This window comes from Lysobacter sp. CA196 (genome assembly GCF_052078695.1).
Lineage (GTDB): Bacteria > Pseudomonadota > Gammaproteobacteria > Xanthomonadales > Xanthomonadaceae > Lysobacter.
The window spans coordinates 16,908-35,105 of record NZ_JBQJIN010000018.1 but is presented as its reverse complement, the minus strand read 5'-3'; the positions used below and the strand labels follow the sequence as shown (position 1 = coordinate 35,105).

The 18,198-nt window shown below is 67.7% G+C and carries 14 protein-coding genes; 9 read left to right on the top strand and 5 right to left on the bottom strand.

What is annotated here, in order from left to right:
• Positions 1-444: 444 nt before the first annotated feature.
• Complete coding sequence (locus ACTOWK_RS15815) at positions 445-2,082, bottom strand: M48 family metalloprotease (protein ID WP_441331076.1); 1,638 nt, start codon at positions 2,080-2,082, stop codon at positions 445-447.
• A gap of 355 nt (positions 2,083-2,437) precedes the next feature.
• On the opposite strand from ACTOWK_RS15815, the gene grxC reads away from it, so the two are divergent.
• From grxC to ACTOWK_RS15785, 6 genes are all read left to right on the top strand, one after another.
• Entirely contained in the window at positions 2,438-2,728 is a 291-nt protein-coding gene (grxC, locus tag ACTOWK_RS15810) for a glutaredoxin 3 (protein ID WP_441331075.1), read from the top strand.
• A gap of 199 nt (positions 2,729-2,927) precedes the next feature.
• Positions 2,928-3,263, top strand: a complete 336-nt coding sequence (locus ACTOWK_RS15805) for a carboxymuconolactone decarboxylase family protein (RefSeq protein WP_441331132.1) — start codon at positions 2,928-2,930, stop codon at positions 3,261-3,263.
• A gap of 390 nt (positions 3,264-3,653) precedes the next feature.
• Positions 3,654-4,667: an isocitrate dehydrogenase gene (locus tag ACTOWK_RS15800; protein ID WP_441331074.1), complete on the top strand. Its 1,014-nt coding sequence runs from the start codon at positions 3,654-3,656 to the stop codon at positions 4,665-4,667.
• Between the two features lie 351 nt (positions 4,668-5,018).
• A complete protein-coding gene (locus ACTOWK_RS15795) occupies positions 5,019-6,368 on the top strand; it encodes a Na+/H+ antiporter NhaC family protein (protein WP_441331073.1) in 1,350 nt (449 codons plus the stop codon).
• 500 nt (positions 6,369-6,868) lie between these two features.
• Complete coding sequence (locus ACTOWK_RS15790; protein ID WP_441331072.1) at positions 6,869-8,590, top strand: prealbumin-like fold domain-containing protein; 1,722 nt, start codon at positions 6,869-6,871, stop codon at positions 8,588-8,590.
• A 388-nt stretch (positions 8,591-8,978) separates the two neighbouring features.
• The gene (locus ACTOWK_RS15785) at positions 8,979-11,870 is read left to right on the top strand and encodes a protein kinase domain-containing protein (RefSeq protein WP_441331071.1); all 2,892 of its coding nucleotides are present in this window, start codon (positions 8,979-8,981) and stop codon (positions 11,868-11,870) included.
• A 66-nt stretch (positions 11,871-11,936) separates the two neighbouring features.
• On the opposite strand, the gene ACTOWK_RS15780 is transcribed toward ACTOWK_RS15785, so the two are convergent.
• The 3 genes from ACTOWK_RS15780 to gloB all read right to left on the bottom strand — a co-directional run bounded on the left by ACTOWK_RS15780 (position 11,937) and on the right by gloB (position 14,798).
• Positions 11,937-12,566, bottom strand: coding sequence for an ECF-type sigma factor (locus ACTOWK_RS15780; protein ID WP_441331070.1), 630 nt, complete (start codon positions 12,564-12,566; stop codon positions 11,937-11,939).
• Between the two features lie 181 nt (positions 12,567-12,747).
• Complete coding sequence (locus tag ACTOWK_RS15775; protein WP_441331069.1) at positions 12,748-14,016, bottom strand: transglycosylase SLT domain-containing protein; 1,269 nt, start codon at positions 14,014-14,016, stop codon at positions 12,748-12,750.
• On the bottom strand, positions 14,013-14,798 hold the full coding sequence (gloB, locus tag ACTOWK_RS15770) for a hydroxyacylglutathione hydrolase (RefSeq protein WP_441331068.1): 786 nt from the start codon (positions 14,796-14,798) through the stop codon (positions 14,013-14,015). Before gloB ends, ACTOWK_RS15775 begins: the two co-directional genes overlap by 4 nt.
• Before the next feature lie 197 nt (positions 14,799-14,995).
• Here gloB and ACTOWK_RS15765 point away from each other — a divergent pair, with 197 nt between their 5' ends.
• The 3 genes from ACTOWK_RS15765 to dnaQ all read left to right on the top strand — a co-directional run bounded on the left by ACTOWK_RS15765 (position 14,996) and on the right by dnaQ (position 17,052).
• Positions 14,996-15,706: a methyltransferase domain-containing protein gene (locus ACTOWK_RS15765; RefSeq protein WP_441331067.1), complete on the top strand. Its 711-nt coding sequence runs from the start codon at positions 14,996-14,998 to the stop codon at positions 15,704-15,706.
• Between the two features lie 30 nt (positions 15,707-15,736).
• A complete protein-coding gene (gene rnhA, locus ACTOWK_RS15760) occupies positions 15,737-16,207 on the top strand; it encodes a ribonuclease HI (protein WP_441331066.1) in 471 nt (156 codons plus the stop codon).
• A 107-nt stretch (positions 16,208-16,314) separates the two neighbouring features.
• Positions 16,315-17,052, top strand: coding sequence for a DNA polymerase III subunit epsilon (gene dnaQ / locus ACTOWK_RS15755; RefSeq protein WP_441331065.1), 738 nt, complete (start codon positions 16,315-16,317; stop codon positions 17,050-17,052).
• Between the two features lie 322 nt (positions 17,053-17,374).
• On the opposite strand, the gene ACTOWK_RS15750 is transcribed toward dnaQ, so the two are convergent.
• Positions 17,375-18,079, bottom strand: coding sequence for a PP2C family protein-serine/threonine phosphatase (locus tag ACTOWK_RS15750; protein WP_031373549.1), 705 nt, complete (start codon positions 18,077-18,079; stop codon positions 17,375-17,377).
• Positions 18,080-18,198 lie beyond the last annotated feature (119 nt).

Below are 18,198 nucleotides of genomic sequence, written 5' to 3'. Positions count from 1 at the left end.
GCGGGACGGCGCTTAGCTCGGAATGACGGCGCTTTCGCCGCTGTTACCGTCGTAATGCACGACGCTGGAGTTTGGCGTTCAGATGACATCGCGATGGCAAGCGGCAAATCGACGCCCCGCAGATGGCGGCCCGGCGACGGAGCCGTGGCGCTGCGATGGCGGCGGCGTGGCGGCGCCGCCCCGAGATCTCGGCCCTTCGGCGCGGACTGAAACTCGCTGTCTTCGGCAAAGCGGGCGGCGGCCTGACCGGCCAAATCCCCAGCGCGGCACTGAGTTCACCGCCTCTGGGGCGACGCCCATGGCGGTCGGAAGTCGGTCCGGGCTGGCCCTGAAATTAGCCCCCTTTGACAAAGGGGGCGGCGCCCCGGAAGGGCCCGAAGCCTGTTCTCGACTGTCGGCGCGGGGGATTTGCTCTTGCCGTTGTCACAGACCCAGCAGCCCGCCCTAGCGCCGCTTCAGATCCTCATCGCGCACGCCCTGGCGCTTGAGTTCCAGCACGGTCGGGGTGATCGCGGCGATGCGGGCCTCGATCCGGGCGCGGGCGTAATAGTCCAGGTCCGGATTGCGCTTGAGCGTGTTCAGCTGGACCAGCGCCTGTTCCGGACGGCCGCGCAGATAAGCGGCCTCGGCATAGGCCTCGCCGGCCCGGATCGAGTCGCCGGCGATTTCGCAGGCGCGGGCGAACAACTGTTGCAGCAACGGGTCGTCGCCGCCCTGGCCGAACAGCGGCCTCAGCACCGCCTGGGCGCGCTGGCCGGCGGCCGGGGTGTTGCGGTCGGTCAGGACCTTGGCATAGCCCAGGGCGATCGCGCGATTGTTCGGGGTCTGGCGCAACAAGGCCTCGAAGCGGGCGTCGGCGGCGGCGGTCTTGCCGGTCTGGGACTCGGCCTCGGCCAGCGCCAGGGTCAGCCAGACCTGGCCGGGGTGCTTCTGCAGCAATTCGGTCAGCGCCGGCACCGCCGCGCCGGGCTGGTTGGCGCGCATCCGCGCCAGGGCCATGCCGTAGCGGCGGGCGTCGCTGTCGCCGCCGAGGCGCTCGTACTCGCGCACCGCTTCGCGCGGCGAGACCGCGCTGAGCACGCGCAGGCGTTCGCGGGCGAATTCGAACACGCCGGTGCTGCCCGAGGTCAGCGACTGGTCGAGCAGCTTCAGCCCGCTCGGCAGCAAGGGGTTGTCGGTGCCGCTGGCGTTGTCGGGCAGGGTGAACGGCGCCTTGGGGATGCGTTCGACCCGGGTCGCGTTCGGTGTCGAGGTCACCGCGGTCAGGCTGTTCTTGCCGGCGATCTGTTCGGCGCGCTCCTTGGCTTCGCCGATGCGCGTGGTGGTGACCGGGTGAGTCATCAGATAGTCGGGTGTCTCGCCGTACCAGTTGGCGGCGTTGCTGCGCGACACCACCTGCATGCGGGCGAAGAAGTCGGCCATCGCGGTCGGGTCGTAGTGACTGCGCGACAAGGTCTGGATGCCGATGCGGTCGGCCTCGGATTCGTTGGAGCGGGTGTAGTTGATCTGGCGCTGCTGCATCAGGCCCAGGCCCGAGGTGATCGCGGCCATGGTCGCGTCGTCGGTCGAGTTGGAGCCGGCGCTTTGCGCGGCGACGATCGCGCCGAGCATCGCCAGCAGGATCGGCAACTGATCGCGCTGGGCGCGCTCGACCCCGCGCAGCACGTGTTGCTGGGTGACGTGGGCGACTTCGTGCGAGATCACCGCGGCGACCTCGTCCTCGCGTTCGGCGGTCAGCACCAGGCCGGAGTTGACGCCGATGTAGCCGCCGAGAGTGGCGAAGGCGTTGATCTGGCGCTCGCGCAGCATGAAGAAGGTGAAAGGCTGGGTCGGCTTGTCGCTGTTGGCGGCGAGGCGGGTGCCGAGGGTGTCGAGCCAGCTGTCGATCAGCGGGTCTTCGAGCAGATAGTCGTAGTGGCGCAACTGCGCCAGCATCATCGCGCCGTACTGGCGTTGCTTGGCCGGCGTCAGCAGTTCCGCCGCCGAGGAGCCGATGTCGGGCAGCTTGGATTCCTGCGCGCTCGCGCAGACGCTGCCGAGGGCGAGGGTGACAGCGGCGGTGAGCAGGGCGATGCGGCGCAAGCGGTGAGTCCTCGAAACCAGGCGGATGAAGGCAGGCGGATGAAGGCGGGCGGAAGACGGGTTGCGGACGGCGGGTTACGAAGCGGGGGGCGGGGCATTCGCGGCGGATGCATGGCAGGATGCCGCCCGGGCGGCGGGACGGCGTGAATGCGTCGTTAACTCAAGGGTTCAACGCCCGATCGGCGCATTCGGGGTCGCCCCGGGACCATGGGGCGGCAAGGTTGTCGAGCGCTGAACCCGACGCTGGCGTATTGGGCGGCACGGGACTGCGTTCCATCGACGAACTTTAAACTCCACGCTGCCGTATCCATATTCGACCGCAGGACCACCCCAGAGTTCAGGCAGGAGAACCGTTTTGAGCGACACCGCCCCCCAACCGCCGTCGATCGTGATCTATACCACCGCGATTTGCCCGTATTGCGTCGCCGCGAAGAATTTCCTCAAGAGCAAGGGCCAGGAGTGGACCGAGGTCCGCATCGACCTGGACCCGGTCGAGCGCGAGAAGATGATGGCGCTGACCAAGCGCACCAGCGTGCCGCAGATCTTCATCGGGCAGACCCACGTCGGCGGCTACGACGACATGATCGCCCTGCATCGCGCCGGCGGCCTGGAGCCCTTGCTCGCGGGGGTGAGCGGGCGCGCTTAAGCGGCACTGCCGCTTGCGATCGCGAACGCCCGGCCAAGGATGGCCGGGCCGGACGATCCGCAGCCGAAAAGTATCGCCATGGACGGCAAGCGCGTACCCCATCCTTGAAGGAGCTCGTGTGAGTAACGATCGTACCGACGACACCGCCGCCCCCAGCGAAAGCGACCGAGTGGCCGAGTTCACTGCCTTCCGCAAGCGCATGAACGAACGCATCCTGGCCGAACCGAACCAGGTCGTGCGGCGTTTCTTCGCCCTGGACACGCAGACCTACCAACCCGGCGCGCTCGATCTGAAGACCAAGGAACTGCTCGGCCTGGTCGCGTCGATGGTGCTGCGTTGCGACGACTGCATCAGCTATCACGTCGCCCAGTGCAAGCAAGCCGGGGTCAATCGCGACGAGATGTTCGAAGCGTTCTCGGTCGGGTTGGTGGTCGGCGGCTCGATCGTGATCCCGCACCTACGCCGCGCGGTCGACTTCCTCGACAAGCTCGAACAGGGCGAAGCGGCGGCGCCGGCCGGTCACGACCACGCTTGATCGGTGTTGCTGTCCCTGTAGGAGCGGCGTGAGCCGCGACTGACGTTGGGACGAGGCATGCGGTCGACCACAGCGATGGCGGCGGCCGTCTTTCGTATACAGCGCTCGGGGCTTTGGGCTTCGGGGAACTGCGCTTGCGTACACCTCTTCGGTTGGTCGCGGCTTGCGCCGCTCCTACCCTAAGGGGCCAGGGGGCAGGGCGGCGGTAGCTGAACGCGGGAACGTTGCGCCGAGTCGTGCCGCCGGCCACACCGAATCGGGCCGCTCGCCGCCACCGACCAAGGTCCAATACTCCCCCGAATGCAGCGGGGAGCCGCTTCCGGCATAATTACGGGGCTCACACCTCGTGCGCCGCGCCGCTTGCGCCGCGCCCTACAGCTGGAAATTCTCATGACGCAAACCATTACGGTCATCCGTGGCGACGGCATCGGCCCCGAGATCATGGACGCCACCCTGCACGTGCTCGACACGATGAACCTGGGCCTGTCCTACGAATTCGCCGATGCCGGCCTGGTCGCGCTGGAAAAGCACGGCGAGCTGCTGCCGGCGGCGACGATGGACTCGATCCGCAAGAACCGCATCGCCCTCAAGAGCCCGCTGACCACGCCGGTCGGCGAGGGCTTCAGCTCGATCAACGTCGAGCTGCGCAAGCGCTTCGACCTGTACGCCAACGTGCGTCCGGCCAAGTCGTTCCCGAACACCAAGTCGCGTTTCCCCTCGGGCGTGGACCTGATCACGGTGCGCGAGAACACCGAAGGCGCCTACATCGGCGAAGGCCAGTCGCTGTCGGAAGACGGCGAGACCGCGATGCTGACCCAGAAGATCACCCGTCGCGGCTCCGATCGCATCGTGCGCTACGCCTTCGACCTGGCGCGCCGCACCGGCCGCAAGAAGGTCACGGTCGTGCACAAGGCCAACATCCTCAAGTCGACCTCGGGCCTGTTCCTGAAGACCGCGCGCGAAGTGGCGCAGCAGTATCCGGACATCCAGTGCAACGAGATGATCGTCGACAACACCTGCATGCAGTTGGTGATGCGTCCGGAGCAGTTCGACATCATCGTCACCACCAACCTGTTCGGCGACATCATCTCCGACCTGTGCGCCGGTCTGGTGGGCGGCCTCGGCCTCGCGCCGGGCGCCAACATCGGCACCGACGCGGCGATCTTCGAAGCCGTGCACGGCTCGGCGCCGGACATCGCCGGCAAAGGCATCGCCAACCCCTGCGCCCTGCTGCTGGGCGCGGCGCAGATGCTCGACCACCTCGGCCAGCCGGAAAAGGCGACCGCGCTGCGCGAGGCGATCATCGCCACGCTCGAGGCCAAGGATTCCTTGACCCCGGACCTCGGTGGCGAAGGCAACACGATGTCGTTCGCCAAGGCCATCGCGAGCCGCATCGCGGCCTGAGCCTCCGGTCGTCGCAAGACCCAACGGGGCGCCTTCGGGCGCCCCGTTTCGTTTGGGGCGCCCTCATCCGCCCTGCGGGCACCTTCTCCCGCGAGCGGGAGAAGGCAAGCGCAGTGCAGGAGCGCAGGATTAGCGCGGCGAACGAAGCCTCCGTGGGCTGTTCTCCCTCTCCTGCTTGCAGGAGAGCGCCGGGGTGAGCGCAGGGTGCCTGCGGGAGAGCGGGTAAGAGCAAGCCAGGCCCCCGGCATCCCCGCTAGCATGGCCCCGACACAGCATTCCACCGCGAGCACTCGACATCCGTGATGCTGCGCTGCAAAATCGCCAGGTTTTCTAATCCATTCGGATGAAGCGATGAATCAACCGCTCCGCCCCGGCGCTCCGCTGTCCCCCAGTGCCTGGGCGCTGACGCCGCTGCTGGTGTTCCTGGCCCTGTTCTTCGGGGCCGGGCTGTATTTCACCTCGCACGGCGACGCCATGGGCTTCTACCAGCTGCATGCGCCGGTCGCGATCCTGCCGGCGCTGGCGCTGGCGGCGTTGATCGCCTGGCGCCGCGGGATCAAGCCGCTGGAGACCCTGCTGTCGGGCATGGGCGATCACAACGTCGTGCTGATGTGCCTGATCTTCCTGCTCGCCGGCGGCTTCGTCGAAGTGTCCAAGGCGATCGGCGCGGTCGATGCGATCGTCGCGCTCGGCGTCGGCAACGTGCATCCGGCTCTGCTGTTGCCGGCGCTGTTCGTGGTCGCCGGTTTCATTTCGCTGTCGCTCGGCACCTCGATGGGCACGATCGCCGCGGTCGCGCCGATCGCGCTCGGCGTGTCCGACGCCTCCGGCCTGGATCGCGCGCTGGTGCTCGGCGCGGTGATCGGCGGTGCGACCTTCGGCGACAACCTGTCGGTGATTTCCGACACCGCGATCGTCGCCAGCCGCACCCAGGGCTGCACGATGCGGGAGAAATTCCGCGAGAACTTCAAGCTGGCGCTGCCGGCGGCGATCGGCACCCTGGTGCTGCTCGGCTTCCTCGGCGAAACCGCGCCGGTGACCACGCCCGATGCGGTGTCGCCGTGGCTGATCCTGCCGTACCTGGTGGTGCTGGGCCTGGCCATCGCCGGCGTCGACGTGATCATCGTGCTCAGCATCGGCCTGGTCATCGCCGGTCTGTTCGGCGTATTCCTGGCCGAAGACTTCGGCTTCGCCGCCTATACCGCGCACATCTGGGACGGCTTCGAGAGCATGGTTGAAATCACCTTGCTGTCGTTGCTGGTCGGCGGCCTGGGCGCGTTGATGAAAGCCGCCGGCGGCCTGGCCTGGCTGGCGCAGGTGATCGGCAAGTTCGCGCGCGGCCATCGCAGCCGCCGCGCCGGCGAGATCAGCATCGCCGCGCTGTCGGCGACCAGCGACGTGTTCACCGCCAACAACACGGTCGCGATCCTGATCAGCGGCGGCCTCGCCCGCGACGTCGCCCAACAGCACGGCGTACCGCCGGCGCGCGCGGCGAGCGTGCTCGACATCTTTGCCTGCGTGACCCAGGGCGTGTTGCCGTACGGCGCGCAGATCTTGCTCGCCGCATCCTTGAGCCAGGTCTCGCCGCTGGCTTTGGTCGGCAACGTGCACTACAGCTGGCTGCTCGGCGGCATCACCTTGATCACCATGCTGTGGCCGTCGCGCCGCCGCAACGAAGCCGACGTCACTGCGGCGACCTGATCGGTCGGTTGCCATCTCGCGGCCCTTCGACGCAGGCGCCCAAACGCACAGAGCCCGGAATTCCGGGCTCTGTGCGTTTGGGCGCCTGCGGGTCGGCCGACCGTAGCGAGCGCGGACCTGCGGAACCGCAATCCTGCGGCGATTCGAATGTGCCGTGAGGCACGAGGCTTGTCTCCAGGGTGAATCCCCGGTGAATCGGCTGGCTGCGGCCTGTCCGCTTTGCCAGGCAATTTTCTACTTCCTCGATAGGGGCGTGGATGGCTTTCAGGTCGAACGCGGCCTTGCGACAGGGCAGTCGCGGCAACCGGGTTCTTCCATCCATTCAGGCACTCCGACGCATGGCAGGCAACAACGACGAAACAACGGTCGCCGCGATCTACCCCCAATCGCGCTCGCCTGTCATCGCTCAAGCCGAGGGCGGTCGCGCACGAGGCGTATCGCGCCCGGCGTTTGCCCCTGCCTTATCGGGAATGCGTCGATGCCTGACGCAGTGGGCCGGCATGTGCGCGCTTGCGCCGGCCCGGTTTTTCTTCGCGGTCGTGTCGATCTATCTGGCAGGCATGATCTCCGCGTTTGCGACCCCGGTCGGTTCGGAAATGCCGACCTCGTGGACCACGATCAGCGCCACCCAGATACGCGGCACCACGCCCAGCGGCATCGTCGTGACGGCGACCTTGAGCGGCGGTCCGACCTGGGGCAGTACCACGACGCCGATCTATGGTGGCCCTCAGCCTTCGTATATCCCGAACGGCGCAGCGAGGGACCTGTCGATCAATTGCGCCAGCGGTTCCTGCGGTACTTTGACCTACACGTTTAGCCGGCCGGTGTTGACCCCGGTTCTGTATCTGACCGACATGGGTGGGGTCGCCAGCAGCTGTACCAACGGGGTCTGCACCACCAGCGGCAGTTCGCATTCGTTCCGGGTCAACGGCGGCTTCGGATTGGCCTTCGATACGCCGACCTCGCACACCACCAATACGTCGATATCCGGCGGAAATACCCTGGTTGCGCCGAACCCGGTTCTGTGGACCGCGTCGGGCGGCAGCAGCGATTTCAACAGTTGCGGCGCCAATTTCGGCTGTGCGGCGGTCGATGTGACCGGAGCCGGTTTGCTCAGCAGCCTGTCGTTCGCGATCACCGGAACCAGCGTCAACGGAAATCCGGGCGACGGCATACCGATGATGATCGGCATCACCCCGCCGCCGACCTTGCAACTCGCCAAGAGCTGGGGCGCCGGCAGCGTTGCCGGCGATGTCGCCAATCTCGGTGCGACGACCGGCGGCACCAACAACACCGCAGCGTTTTCCTCGACCGCACCGACCGCGGCCAGCAGCGCCGTGGTCAGCGTGATGCCGGGCAATACCATCGGCTTGCCCGCCGAGACCATGTCGGTCGGCAGCCTGGCGAGTTACACCACGACGCTGTCGTGCACGGCTAACGGCGGAGCGACCGCGAATGCCTTGTCGGGTACGAACGGACAGCAGGGCAACACTTTACTGATCGGCAACGGCGACCTCGGCAAAGCGATCGTCTGCACTTACACGAACATCCGACAGCCGGTGCTGCGCCTGCAGAAGGCGTTGCCCAAAGGGCGATTCGCGACAGGCGATCAATTCGCCTTGAGCATCGTCGGCAGCGGTGGCCCGGCAACGGCGACGACGACCGGCACCGACACGACCGCGACGGGCCAGGCGTCGTTGAACCCGGCGACGTCCGGCGCGACCTACACCTTGTCGGAGACCGGCGCTGCGGGCGCGGACTTGGCCAACTATACGGTCAGCTACGCCTGCACCAATCTGCGAGCTGGCGGACAGACGCCCAGCGGCAGCGGCACGAGTTTCAGCGTAACGCCGGTCGCAGGCGACGACCTGACTTGCACGTTCAGCAATACCCGCGCGCCGCTGGCCGACCTGACCATCAGCAAGACCAATACGCCAGTCGCTGGGCCGAATGATCAGAGCGACGACACGCTCGCGCTCGGCCAGACCACGACCTACACGGTCGTGGTGACCAATCGCGGGCCCGATGCAGTGACCGGTGCGGTCTTGCACGACCCGATCGCGTCGCGCGCTCGCTTGAGTTGTTCCGCGCCGGCGGCGTGCTCCGGCACGGCCTGTCCTGCGTCGAGTTTGACCCTGGCGCAATTGGATATGGGCGTAACCCTGGGGTCGATGGCGGTCGGCGACACGGTTACCACCACCGTGAACTGCACGGTGCAATGAGCGCGAAGCCTGGCGAAGCCGGGCGATGCGCGACAGTGAAGCGGGTGGGCCGTGTGCGTTCGCGCGTCAGGGTAGGGCGGAGCAGCGCGGTGGCGGAGCGTCCAAGCGGAGCATCGGACCTCTGTCGCTGCGGCGGTCCGGTGCTGGGGGCGCCGGCCGGGTCCGGTCGAGAGTTGCGGCTGCGGGATGTCGCGTGGGCGGGGGCTCCCCTCTTCCGTCGCGCCGACGCCCGCAGATTCGCGCCGATCGGGGCCTGGCCGGCGGAACGTCGGGATTCGCCGGCGAACCGACCCCGGCCTGGGCGTACAGTGACTGTGACGGGCGCCAGCCGGCACTGGTGCGTTCGTAAAGGGGCGACGATGTCCGCGCATCTTCCTGAAAGCCTGCCATGAGCCATACTTTGGCCCGTGCTTTGGCGCTGTTCGACGAATATGCCGACATGCCTCCGGCACGGCGCTCGCTCGCCTTGGAGACACTGCGCTGGACCGATCCGGAAGTCCATGCCGCGTTGCTGGCCTTGATCGCGGCCGACGCCGGCTGGCATCCCTTGGACGAACCTTTGCAGGCGGCGATTCTCGATCAGGAGCCGAACGAAGCGTCGGCCGCGTCGTTGCGTAACGACGAGCGCATCGGCACTCGCTTGGGGCCGTCGCGGATCGACCGCCGGATCGCCGAAGGCGGCATGGGCACGGTCTACGAAGCGCACCGCGACGACGGCCAGTTCCAGCAGCGCGTCGCGCTCAAGTGCACGCGCATCGAACTGGCTTCGCCGGGGTTGATGCAGGCCTTCCTGGCCGAGCGCCATAACCTCGCGCAACTGGAGCATCCCGGCATCGGCGCCTTGCTCGACGGCGGCGTCGAACCGGGCGGGCAGCCGTGGTTCGCGATGCGCTACGTCGAAGGCGAGCCGATCGACGAATGGTGCGACGCGCGCTGTTCGTCGCTGGAGAAACGCATCCGGTTGACCTTGCAGGCCTGCGACGCATTGGCCTATGCCCACGAGCGCGGCATCCTGCATCAGGACCTGAAGCCCTCGAATCTGTTCGTCACCGACGAAGGGCGGGTGCAGTTGCTCGATTTCGGTCTGTCCTCGGCACTGGCGGGCGACACTGAACGGACCACGGCGATCGCGATTTCGCCTGGCTATACCGCACCGGAGCTGATCGCTTCTGGTGCGCCGCCGAGCGTCGCCGCCGATATCTATTCGCTGGGCATGGTGATCTGTCGATTGCTCTGCGGCAGCGTTCCCCTCGTGTCGCTGTTGGCGCAGGCGGGGTTGCGTTCGGGCGATTCGGACGGTTCGCTGGACCTGGAGTCGATGGCGCTGAACGCCGCGCCCGGCACCGCCCGCAAACGCGGTTTGGAAAACGAAGCGGCGCTGGCGCGGCGGCTGGCCGGCGACCTCGACGCGATCGTCGCCCGTTGTGTCGCGGTAGAACCCGGCCGGCGCTATCGCAGTGTCGCTGACCTGCGCGAAGACTTGAGCAGTTGGCTGGACCAACGTCCGGTGCGGGCTCGCGCCGGCGGCGCGATCTATCGCAGCCTCACCTTGCTGCGCCGGCATCGCATGGCGGCGAGCCTGGGGGCGGTCGCGCTGCTGTCGGGCGCGGTCGGCATCGGCACGGCCGCGTGGCTGGACCGTCGCGCCGACCAGGAAGCGGCGGCGACCGAGGCGGTCGCGCGGTTGTTCGAAGAAACCCTCGGTAACGCCACCTTGTCGGGTCTGAGCGATTCGACGTTTTCTTCGAAGGCGCTGCTGCAGCGCACCGAGCAGCAGATGCGTTCGCTATCGCTGCAAGACCAGCCCAAGGTGCTCGGGCGCGCGCTTTCGACCCTGGCCCGAAGCTATGCAGTGATCGGCGAATATCCCCACGCCCTCGAGCTCGTTTCCGAGGCCGCAGACCTGCACGATCGCGGCGAATCTCCCTCGGCCGATACCCAGGCGACCTTGGCCGCTCTGCTCAACCTGCAGGCACGCCATGACGAAGCGCAGCAAGTCGCGCGCGAGGCGCTGAGCACGCTCGAAGGCGCCGACGAACAGTCGCCAGTGCGTCTGCGCCTGCTGACCGAAATCGCGCGCAGCCATTGGGAACTGGGCTCGTACGACCAAGCCAAGCGCGAACTCGACGGCGAGCTTGCGCTGCTGAGCCACGACCTCGATAGCGACCCCGCACCCCATGCGGAACTGCTGACGATCCGCGGTTACTGGAACCTGCGCCTGTCGTTGTTTGCCGCCGCCGAGGCCGACCTGAAGAAGGCGATCGCGTTGGCCGCGCCGCGTCATCCGCAACTGGCCAACAACGCCAGACAGGTTTTGGTGCGAGTGCTGGTGCAACTGGAACGCACCGAAGAGTCGGTGCGCCTGGCAGCGCAATTGCTCGACAGCCGCCGCCGCACGCTAGGCGAGCGCCATCCCGATACCGGGCGTGCCTGGGTAGTGTTGGCGGACAGCCAGTGCAATGCGGCCCAGGTCGACGCTTGCGCGGCCTCGATCGCGCGCGGCGAGCGGATCATCCGCGACACCTACGGCGAACAACATCCGGAATACGCCGAAGCGCTGCAGATCGCTGCGTTCGTCTATGACGTCAAGGGCGGGACGTACGAGAACAGTTTGAAGAACATCCGGCGCGCCGAGGCGATCCTGAGCCGGGCTTATAGCCCGACCCACGAAGCGGTATTGCGCGTACGCACCGACCTCAGCAAGCGTTTGTTGTTCCCAGGACGCAACTTGCCCCAGGCAGAGCGCGCGCGGCTACTCGAAGAAGGCATCGTCCGGCTCGAAACCTTGATCGCCGACGCGCGCCAAGCAAAATTCCAAGTGACCTATGCGCAGATCCTGCTGGGACGACGCCTGACCGATGGCAAACGGCCCGACGATTTGAAGCGCGCCGAGCATCTGCTCGAGGAGTGTCTGGTCGAGGTCGAGCGCTACTACGGGCGTGGCCACACGCTTTACCTGTCCACCCGCTTCACCCAGTCCTATCTGAAGATGCGTCAAGGTGATCCGGTCGAGGCCGATGCGATCCTGCAGCAGCTCAAGCCTGAGATCCTGGCTCAGTTTTCCAAGGCCAAGGCCCGTTACATCTTTTGCAACGTTTTGTTGACGCGCGGCATCATCGCGGTGACTGCGGGCCGGGGCGAAGCCGGGCGACAATTGTTGAACGAGGCTCTGGCCGAGTCGAAACGTTTACTCGGTCCGGAACACTTCCTGACCATAACGACGAAGTCGGTGCTGGAAGAGTTGGACGAAACCGGCAAGATCGATCCCGATCGCTTCTGAGCGGCCGTTTCTAACCGACAATTCTGGGAACGTCGATGCAGTCGACGACGGCGTCGCTATGCAGCGCTAGTCGATCGAACCCAGGGCGCCACCGAGATGGCCGACCAGGAAACCGCGCGCCCTGCGCCAGTCGCGCCGCACGGTCCGCTCGTTGACCTCGAGCAAGGTGCCGATTTCCTTGTCGGTGAGGCCGCCGAAGTAGCGCAGCTCGACGATCCTCACCAATCGAGCGTCGATGCGCGCCAGATACTCCAGCGACTGATTCAGCAGGACCAGTTGTTCGGCTCGTGCGGCTTCCGAAGGTTCCTCGTCGCTGTTGTCGGCGAGCGAGACAGGGGCAACACCGCTGCCGCGTTTCGCGGCGAGCACGCTCTTGGCCTCGTCCAGCACCACGAAGCGCATGGCGTGAGCGATCAACGAGACCAACTGCGAACGGCTTTCGGCGGTCGAGGCGGCGCCGGCGAGCTTGAGCCAGGCCGCGCTGATCAGTGAGGTCGGCGATTGCACCGCCGCGCTGCGATGGCGCTGGCGCAACTGGAAACGAGCGATCTGGTGCAACTCGCGATACAGCAACGAGTACACCCGGTCCCAGGCTTCGCTGCGCCCATCGCGCGCCTGCGAAATCAAGGTGGTCACCGATTCGACCGCTTCGTCGGACAACGACCAGGTCGGAGAGGAGGGCGGCTGGGTCGACATACGGTTTCCGCCCTCCTTCGATTTTTAGAATGCGTAAGAAATTCTAGTATCGCGACATCGAGAGGGGCCGTCGACTGTTCAGGGGCAAGGCGCGGGCTGCCGGTGCAGCGGTATGGGAGGATTCGACTGTTATCCGCTCCGGGCCTGGCAGACCCTCGCACCGCGTTATCGCCGATGCCGATCAGTCGACGCCGACCGGTGCATCGATCAACAAGGCCTGGCCGGGCTTGAGCACGGTCTTGGCGTTCAAGCCGTTGCGTTCGAGCAGGTCGGCGACGCGGATGCGGTAACGCTTGGCGATGGTCCAGGCGTTGTCGCCCCGGCCGACGGTGTGGCGGCGGGTCTTGGCATCCGCCGCGGGTGCGCTGGTTTTCGCCGCGGCGACTTCGGCCGAACCGGTGGTCACCGCGGTGCCGGTGTCGCGCGTTTTCGACGCAGTGCTCGGCGGCAGTTCGCCGCCGGCGAGGACGAGGTCGGCGGCGACCGGCCCCGGTGCGCCGACTGCGTTCGCGGCGACCGCGAGCAAGGGCGCGCGGCGGGTGCTGGAGCGGCCGATCGCGCCGTTGGCGAACACCGGATTGAGACGGCGCAGTTGCGCTGCGTCCTGGCCGGTGCGCGCGGCCCAGCCGTCGATGTCGCCGACTTCGGACGGCAACGTCACCGCCTGCAGATGCGGCACCGGGCGATCCAGGGCCTGCAGCCATTCCTCGCGGTCGTCGGCTTGTTCCATCAGGCACGACAGCGCATGCAGTTTGCGCACGTAGGCCTGGGTGATGTCGGACAGGCCGGCGAGCTGGTCGGGGCGGGCATTGGCCGCGGTCTGGCCGTTGCGCTTGAGCGCATTGAGGATGCGGTACTCGCCGGCGTTGTAGGCCATCACCGCCAGGCGCCAGTCGCCGCCGAACATGCCGTGCAGGGTCTTGAGATAACGCACCGCGGCCTGGGTCGAATCGACCGGCGACAAGCGGCCGTCGTAACCCTCGCGCATCGGCACGCGATGGTTGCGCGCGGTCAGGGCGATCATCTGCCACAGCCCGGCCGGGCCGGCGGCGCTGCGCGCGCCGGGGCGGTAACCGCTCTCGACGAAGGGGATCAGCGCGTATTCGGTCGGCAGGTGCGCTTCGCGCAAGGCATCGACCACGTAGCCGAACAGCGGCAGCAGGTCGTCGTCGGAGCGGGCCAGGCGCTTGGGTGCGGTGGCGAAGTGTTGGCGCCAGCGCGTGCTCGCGCCGGGTTCGCAACTCGGATCGGCCAGGCCGTCGCGGAAGCGCTGGTAGATGTCGCGGCCGTTGCGGGTCGGCCCCGAAGGCGTGTCGGCCTTGGCGGGCGAGGGCTTGGCTGCGGGGGGTCCGGCGGCCCCGACCGGCGCGGCGCAGGCCGCGCTCAGCCACAGCGCGGCGAGCAGGGCGGCACGCAGCGGTGCGCGCCGCCTGGCGTCGGCCCGTTTCAAGCGCGGAACCCGTCTTTCCAACGCCGCAACTCGGCGAAGGTCTGGATCTCGTCCTCCGGCGGATGGCCCAGGCGCGAGGTGATCGCGCGCAGCACGCCGGCTTCGCGGGTGCGCAGGAAGGGGTTGGTCGCGCGCTCGTCGAGGAGGCTGCTGGGAACGGTGGGACGTCCGGCGTTGCGCATGGCCTGAGCCTGTTCGATGCGGCGCCGCAGCGCCGGGTTGTCGGGTTCTACCACGCTCGCGAAGGCGGCGTTGGACAGGGTGTATTCGTGGCCGCAGCAGACCCGGGTCTCGTCCGGCAGGGCCGCCAGCCGGGTCAGCGAGACCAGCATCTGCGCGGCGGTACCTTCGAACAGGCGGCCACAGCCCAGGCTGAACAAGGTGTCGCCGCTGAACAACAGGCGCTCGTCGCCGTGCGCGCCGCGGTCCAGGTAATAGGCGATGTGGCTGCGGGTGTGGCCGGGCACGGCCAGCACGTCGAGGGTCCAGCCGGCCACGTGCAGCTTCACCCCCTCGTCGACCCGGGCGGTCGCGCCGAGGATGCGTTCATCGTCGGGGGCGAACACCGGGATCTCCGGCCAGCGCTCGCGCAGCGCGGCGGTGCCGCCGATGTGGTCGTTATGGTGGTGGGTCAGCAGGATCCCGACCGGGCGCAGTCCGTGCGCGGCGGCGGCCATGACCGGGGCGGCATCGCCGGGGTCGACGATCAGCGCCGATTCGTCGTCGCCCGACAGGGCCCAGATGTAGTTGTCGCTGAGGGCGGGCAGGGCGAGCAACCGCATCGTCGGTCTCCTGGCGGCGCGGTCGCGACGAACCGCTGCGCTGGGCTGGGTGGGGCCCGGGGGTAGGTACCGGGTGCGAGCGGAGCGGCCGGAATGGGATTTGCCTGACGCGGCCGGCGGGCGCACAGTCGGGTTCTTCGCAAGCCCGTGCCGTCCTGGCCCGACGCCTTCCGAGACTTCTGTCGAGAACCGCGACCATGCCCGCCCTGTCCTACGGCCGTCAACCCGACCCCGATCCCGAGTGCCCGCTGCAATGGTTCGGTGAAGTGGCCGGGGAGGGGCTGCTCGAAGTCGAGGCGGCGGCCATGGCGCGGGTGCTCGCGGCCAGCCCGACCTTGCCCTGGGCGTGGTTCGGCGTCGCTGCGGCGTCGCCGCCCGGCGGCCGGCGTGGGGTGGCGCTGCGCCGTAGCCCCAAGGGTTTCGACGGCGCCCTGCGCTGCCGCCTGCCGCTGCCGCTGGCCAGCGAGGCCTTCGGCGCGGTGTTGCTGCAGCACGTGTTCGACGACGGCGCCGACCCGCAGCCGCTGCTCAGCGAGTGCGCGCGGATCCTCGCCCCCGGCGGCCGGCTGTGGTTGGCCACCTTGAACCCCTGGAGCCCGTACCGCCTGCGCTGGGCCGGCAGCGGCCTGCGCGCGCGCGACGCCGGCCACTGGCAGGCGATGCTGCGCGGCTCGGGCTTCGGCGCCGACGCGGTCAGCCTGCAATGGCTGGGCCCCCGCTGGCGGGTCGCCCATGGCGAGGCCGGCGTCGGCGCCGCCGACGTGGTGCGGGCCGGGGTCGCGCTGACCCTGACCAAGCGCGTGCATGCCGCGATCGGGCCGATGCGGGTGCAGCAACTGCGTTGGCAGACCGGCCTGGTGCCGCGCGACGTGCATCGCGGCTCCGCTCGCGGCGCGCAAAGGCGATAATGCCCGGCTGCCGTATAGAGAAGCCGTTGCGTGAGCGAACCCAGTCAAGACGCCGAAAAGATCGTAGAAATCCACACCGACGGCGCCTGCCTCGGCAATCCCGGCCCGGGCGGCTGGGCCGCATTGCTACGCTACAAGGGCCGCGAGCGCGAACTCGCCGGCGGCGAGCCCGACACCACCAACAACCGCATGGAGCTGATGGGCGCGATCATGGGCCTGGAAGCGCTGAGCGAGCCGTGCAAGGTGGTGCTGACCACCGACTCGCAGTACGTGCGCAAGGGCATCACCGAATGGATCGGCAACTGGGTCCGGCGCGGTTGGAAGACCGCCGGCGGCGATCCGGTCAAGAACCGCGACCTGTGGGAGCGCCTGCACGTCGCGAGCCGGCGCCATGCGATCGAGTGGAAATGGGTCAAGGGCCACTCCGGCAACCCCGACAACGAGCGCGTCGACGTGCTGGCGCGGGTGCAGGCGGAGCGTTTGCGGGCCTATCGGCCCTGAAGAACAGGAGTGAGTGGAGAGGAGTGAGGAGTGAGCGAAAGCGAGCTACCGCTTCGTTCATGCTCACTCCTCACTCCTCTGCGCTCACTCCTCATTAGAATCCCCCCATGCGTCAAATCATCCTAGATACCGAAACCACCGGCCTGAGCTGGGAACGCGGCAACCGCGTGGTCGAAATCGGCTGCGTCGAGTTCGTCGAACGCCGTCCGACCGGCCGCACCTATCACCAGTACATCAAGCCCGATTGCGACTTCGAGGCCGGCGCCCAGGAAGTCACCGGCCTGAGCCTGGAGATCCTCGCCGACAAGCCGCCGTTCGAGCAGATCGTCGACGAGTTCCTCGCCTTCATCGAAGGCGCCGAAGTGATCATCCACAACGCCGCGTTCGACGTCGGCTTCCTCGACAACGAGCTGTCGCGTTGCGGGCCGCAGTACGGCAAGTTGCGCGACCGCGTCACCATCGAAGACTCGCTGCTGCTCGCGCGCCAGCGTTTCCCCGGCCAGCGCAACTCGCTCGACGCCTTGTGCAAACGCCTCGGCGTCGACAACTCGCACCGCCAGTTGCACGGCGCGCTGCTCGACGCCCAGTTGCTGGGCGAGGTCTACATCGGCCTGACCTCGGGCCAGGAAGAGATCGGTTTCGGCGACCCCGGCGCGGCCGCGGCCAGGCTCGAACAGGCCAGCTTCCAGATCGACACCAGCGCCCCGCGTCCGCGCGTCATCGTGTTGCCGGCCGAACTCGCCGCCCACGAGGCGCGCCTGGAAAAGCTGCGCAAGAAAGCCGGCACGTGCATCTGGGACCTGGCGATGCCGCCGGTCGAGGTCGCCCAGGCAGTCGAGGCCTGATCGGGCCGGATCACACAGCGGTCGCGCGAATCGCGGCCGCGGTCCGATCGTGCGTACCGTTCGGCCGTCATCCCCGCGAAGGCGGGGGGAGTGGTGCGCTTGCGAGCCATTGGCTCGCGCAGCCATGAACGCCAGGGCGGCGCCCTGGCGGGGCCGCAGAGACTTCAGCGCTCAGGTTCCGGATCTTGGCCGGGAAAGGGCAGGCCGATTCTCGCTGGGCGATGACCTCGTCCGGCGCGCAGACGGCTGCTGGCCGCGCAACTGGAAATAATTAGACGAGCTTGGCAATGCGTAAATGCGCATCGCCATCAGCCGCTATACCTCAGTGACTGCGTACCAACACCACGGTCACGTTGTCCGAACCGCCGCCGTCGAGCGCCGCGGCGACCAACGAATCGACGCATTCCTGCGCACTGCAATCGTTGTGCGCCAGCACCCGGGCGATGCTGCGGTCGTCGACCTCTTCGGTCAGGCCGTCGCTGCACAGCAGCAACTGCATGCCCGGGCGCAGCTCGCCGTTCATGGTCTCGACGTTGAGGTTGCGCGGGTCGGTCACGCCCAGGGCCTGGGTCACCACGTTGCGGTGCGGATGGCTGCGCGCCTGCTCGTGGGTGATCGCGCCGTTGGCGATCAGCTCCTGGACGTAGCTGTGGTCCTGCGAGAGCTGGGCGAGATGGCCGTCGCGCCACAGGTAGACCCGGCTGTCGCCGACCCAGGCCACTTCGAAGCGGTTGCCGTTGATGCGGGCCGCGACCACGGTCGTGCCCATCGGCAGGGCGTCGTTGCGCCGGCGCGAGGTGCGGATGATCTCTTCGTCGGCGATGCGGATCGCCTGCGCCAGCGGGGCGCCGTTGCGGACCTCGCGGACGATGGCCTCGCGCGCGAGCGCGCTGGCGACCTCGCCGTACTCGTGCCCGCCCATGCCGTCGGCGACCAGCCATAGGCCGAGTTCGCTGTCACCGTAGTAGGTGTCTTCGTTGAGTTCGCGGCGCAGGCCGACATGCGTGAGGTGTCCGAATTCGATCATCTGTCGGTCGTGCCGCTCGCAGTTGTCGGGTTTGCCAATGCTGAAAACGCAATCATCGCGATCAAGCGGCCGCGTAGCAAGAAAGCGTGATCCGTGTTCGGCTTTCATGCACGAGCATG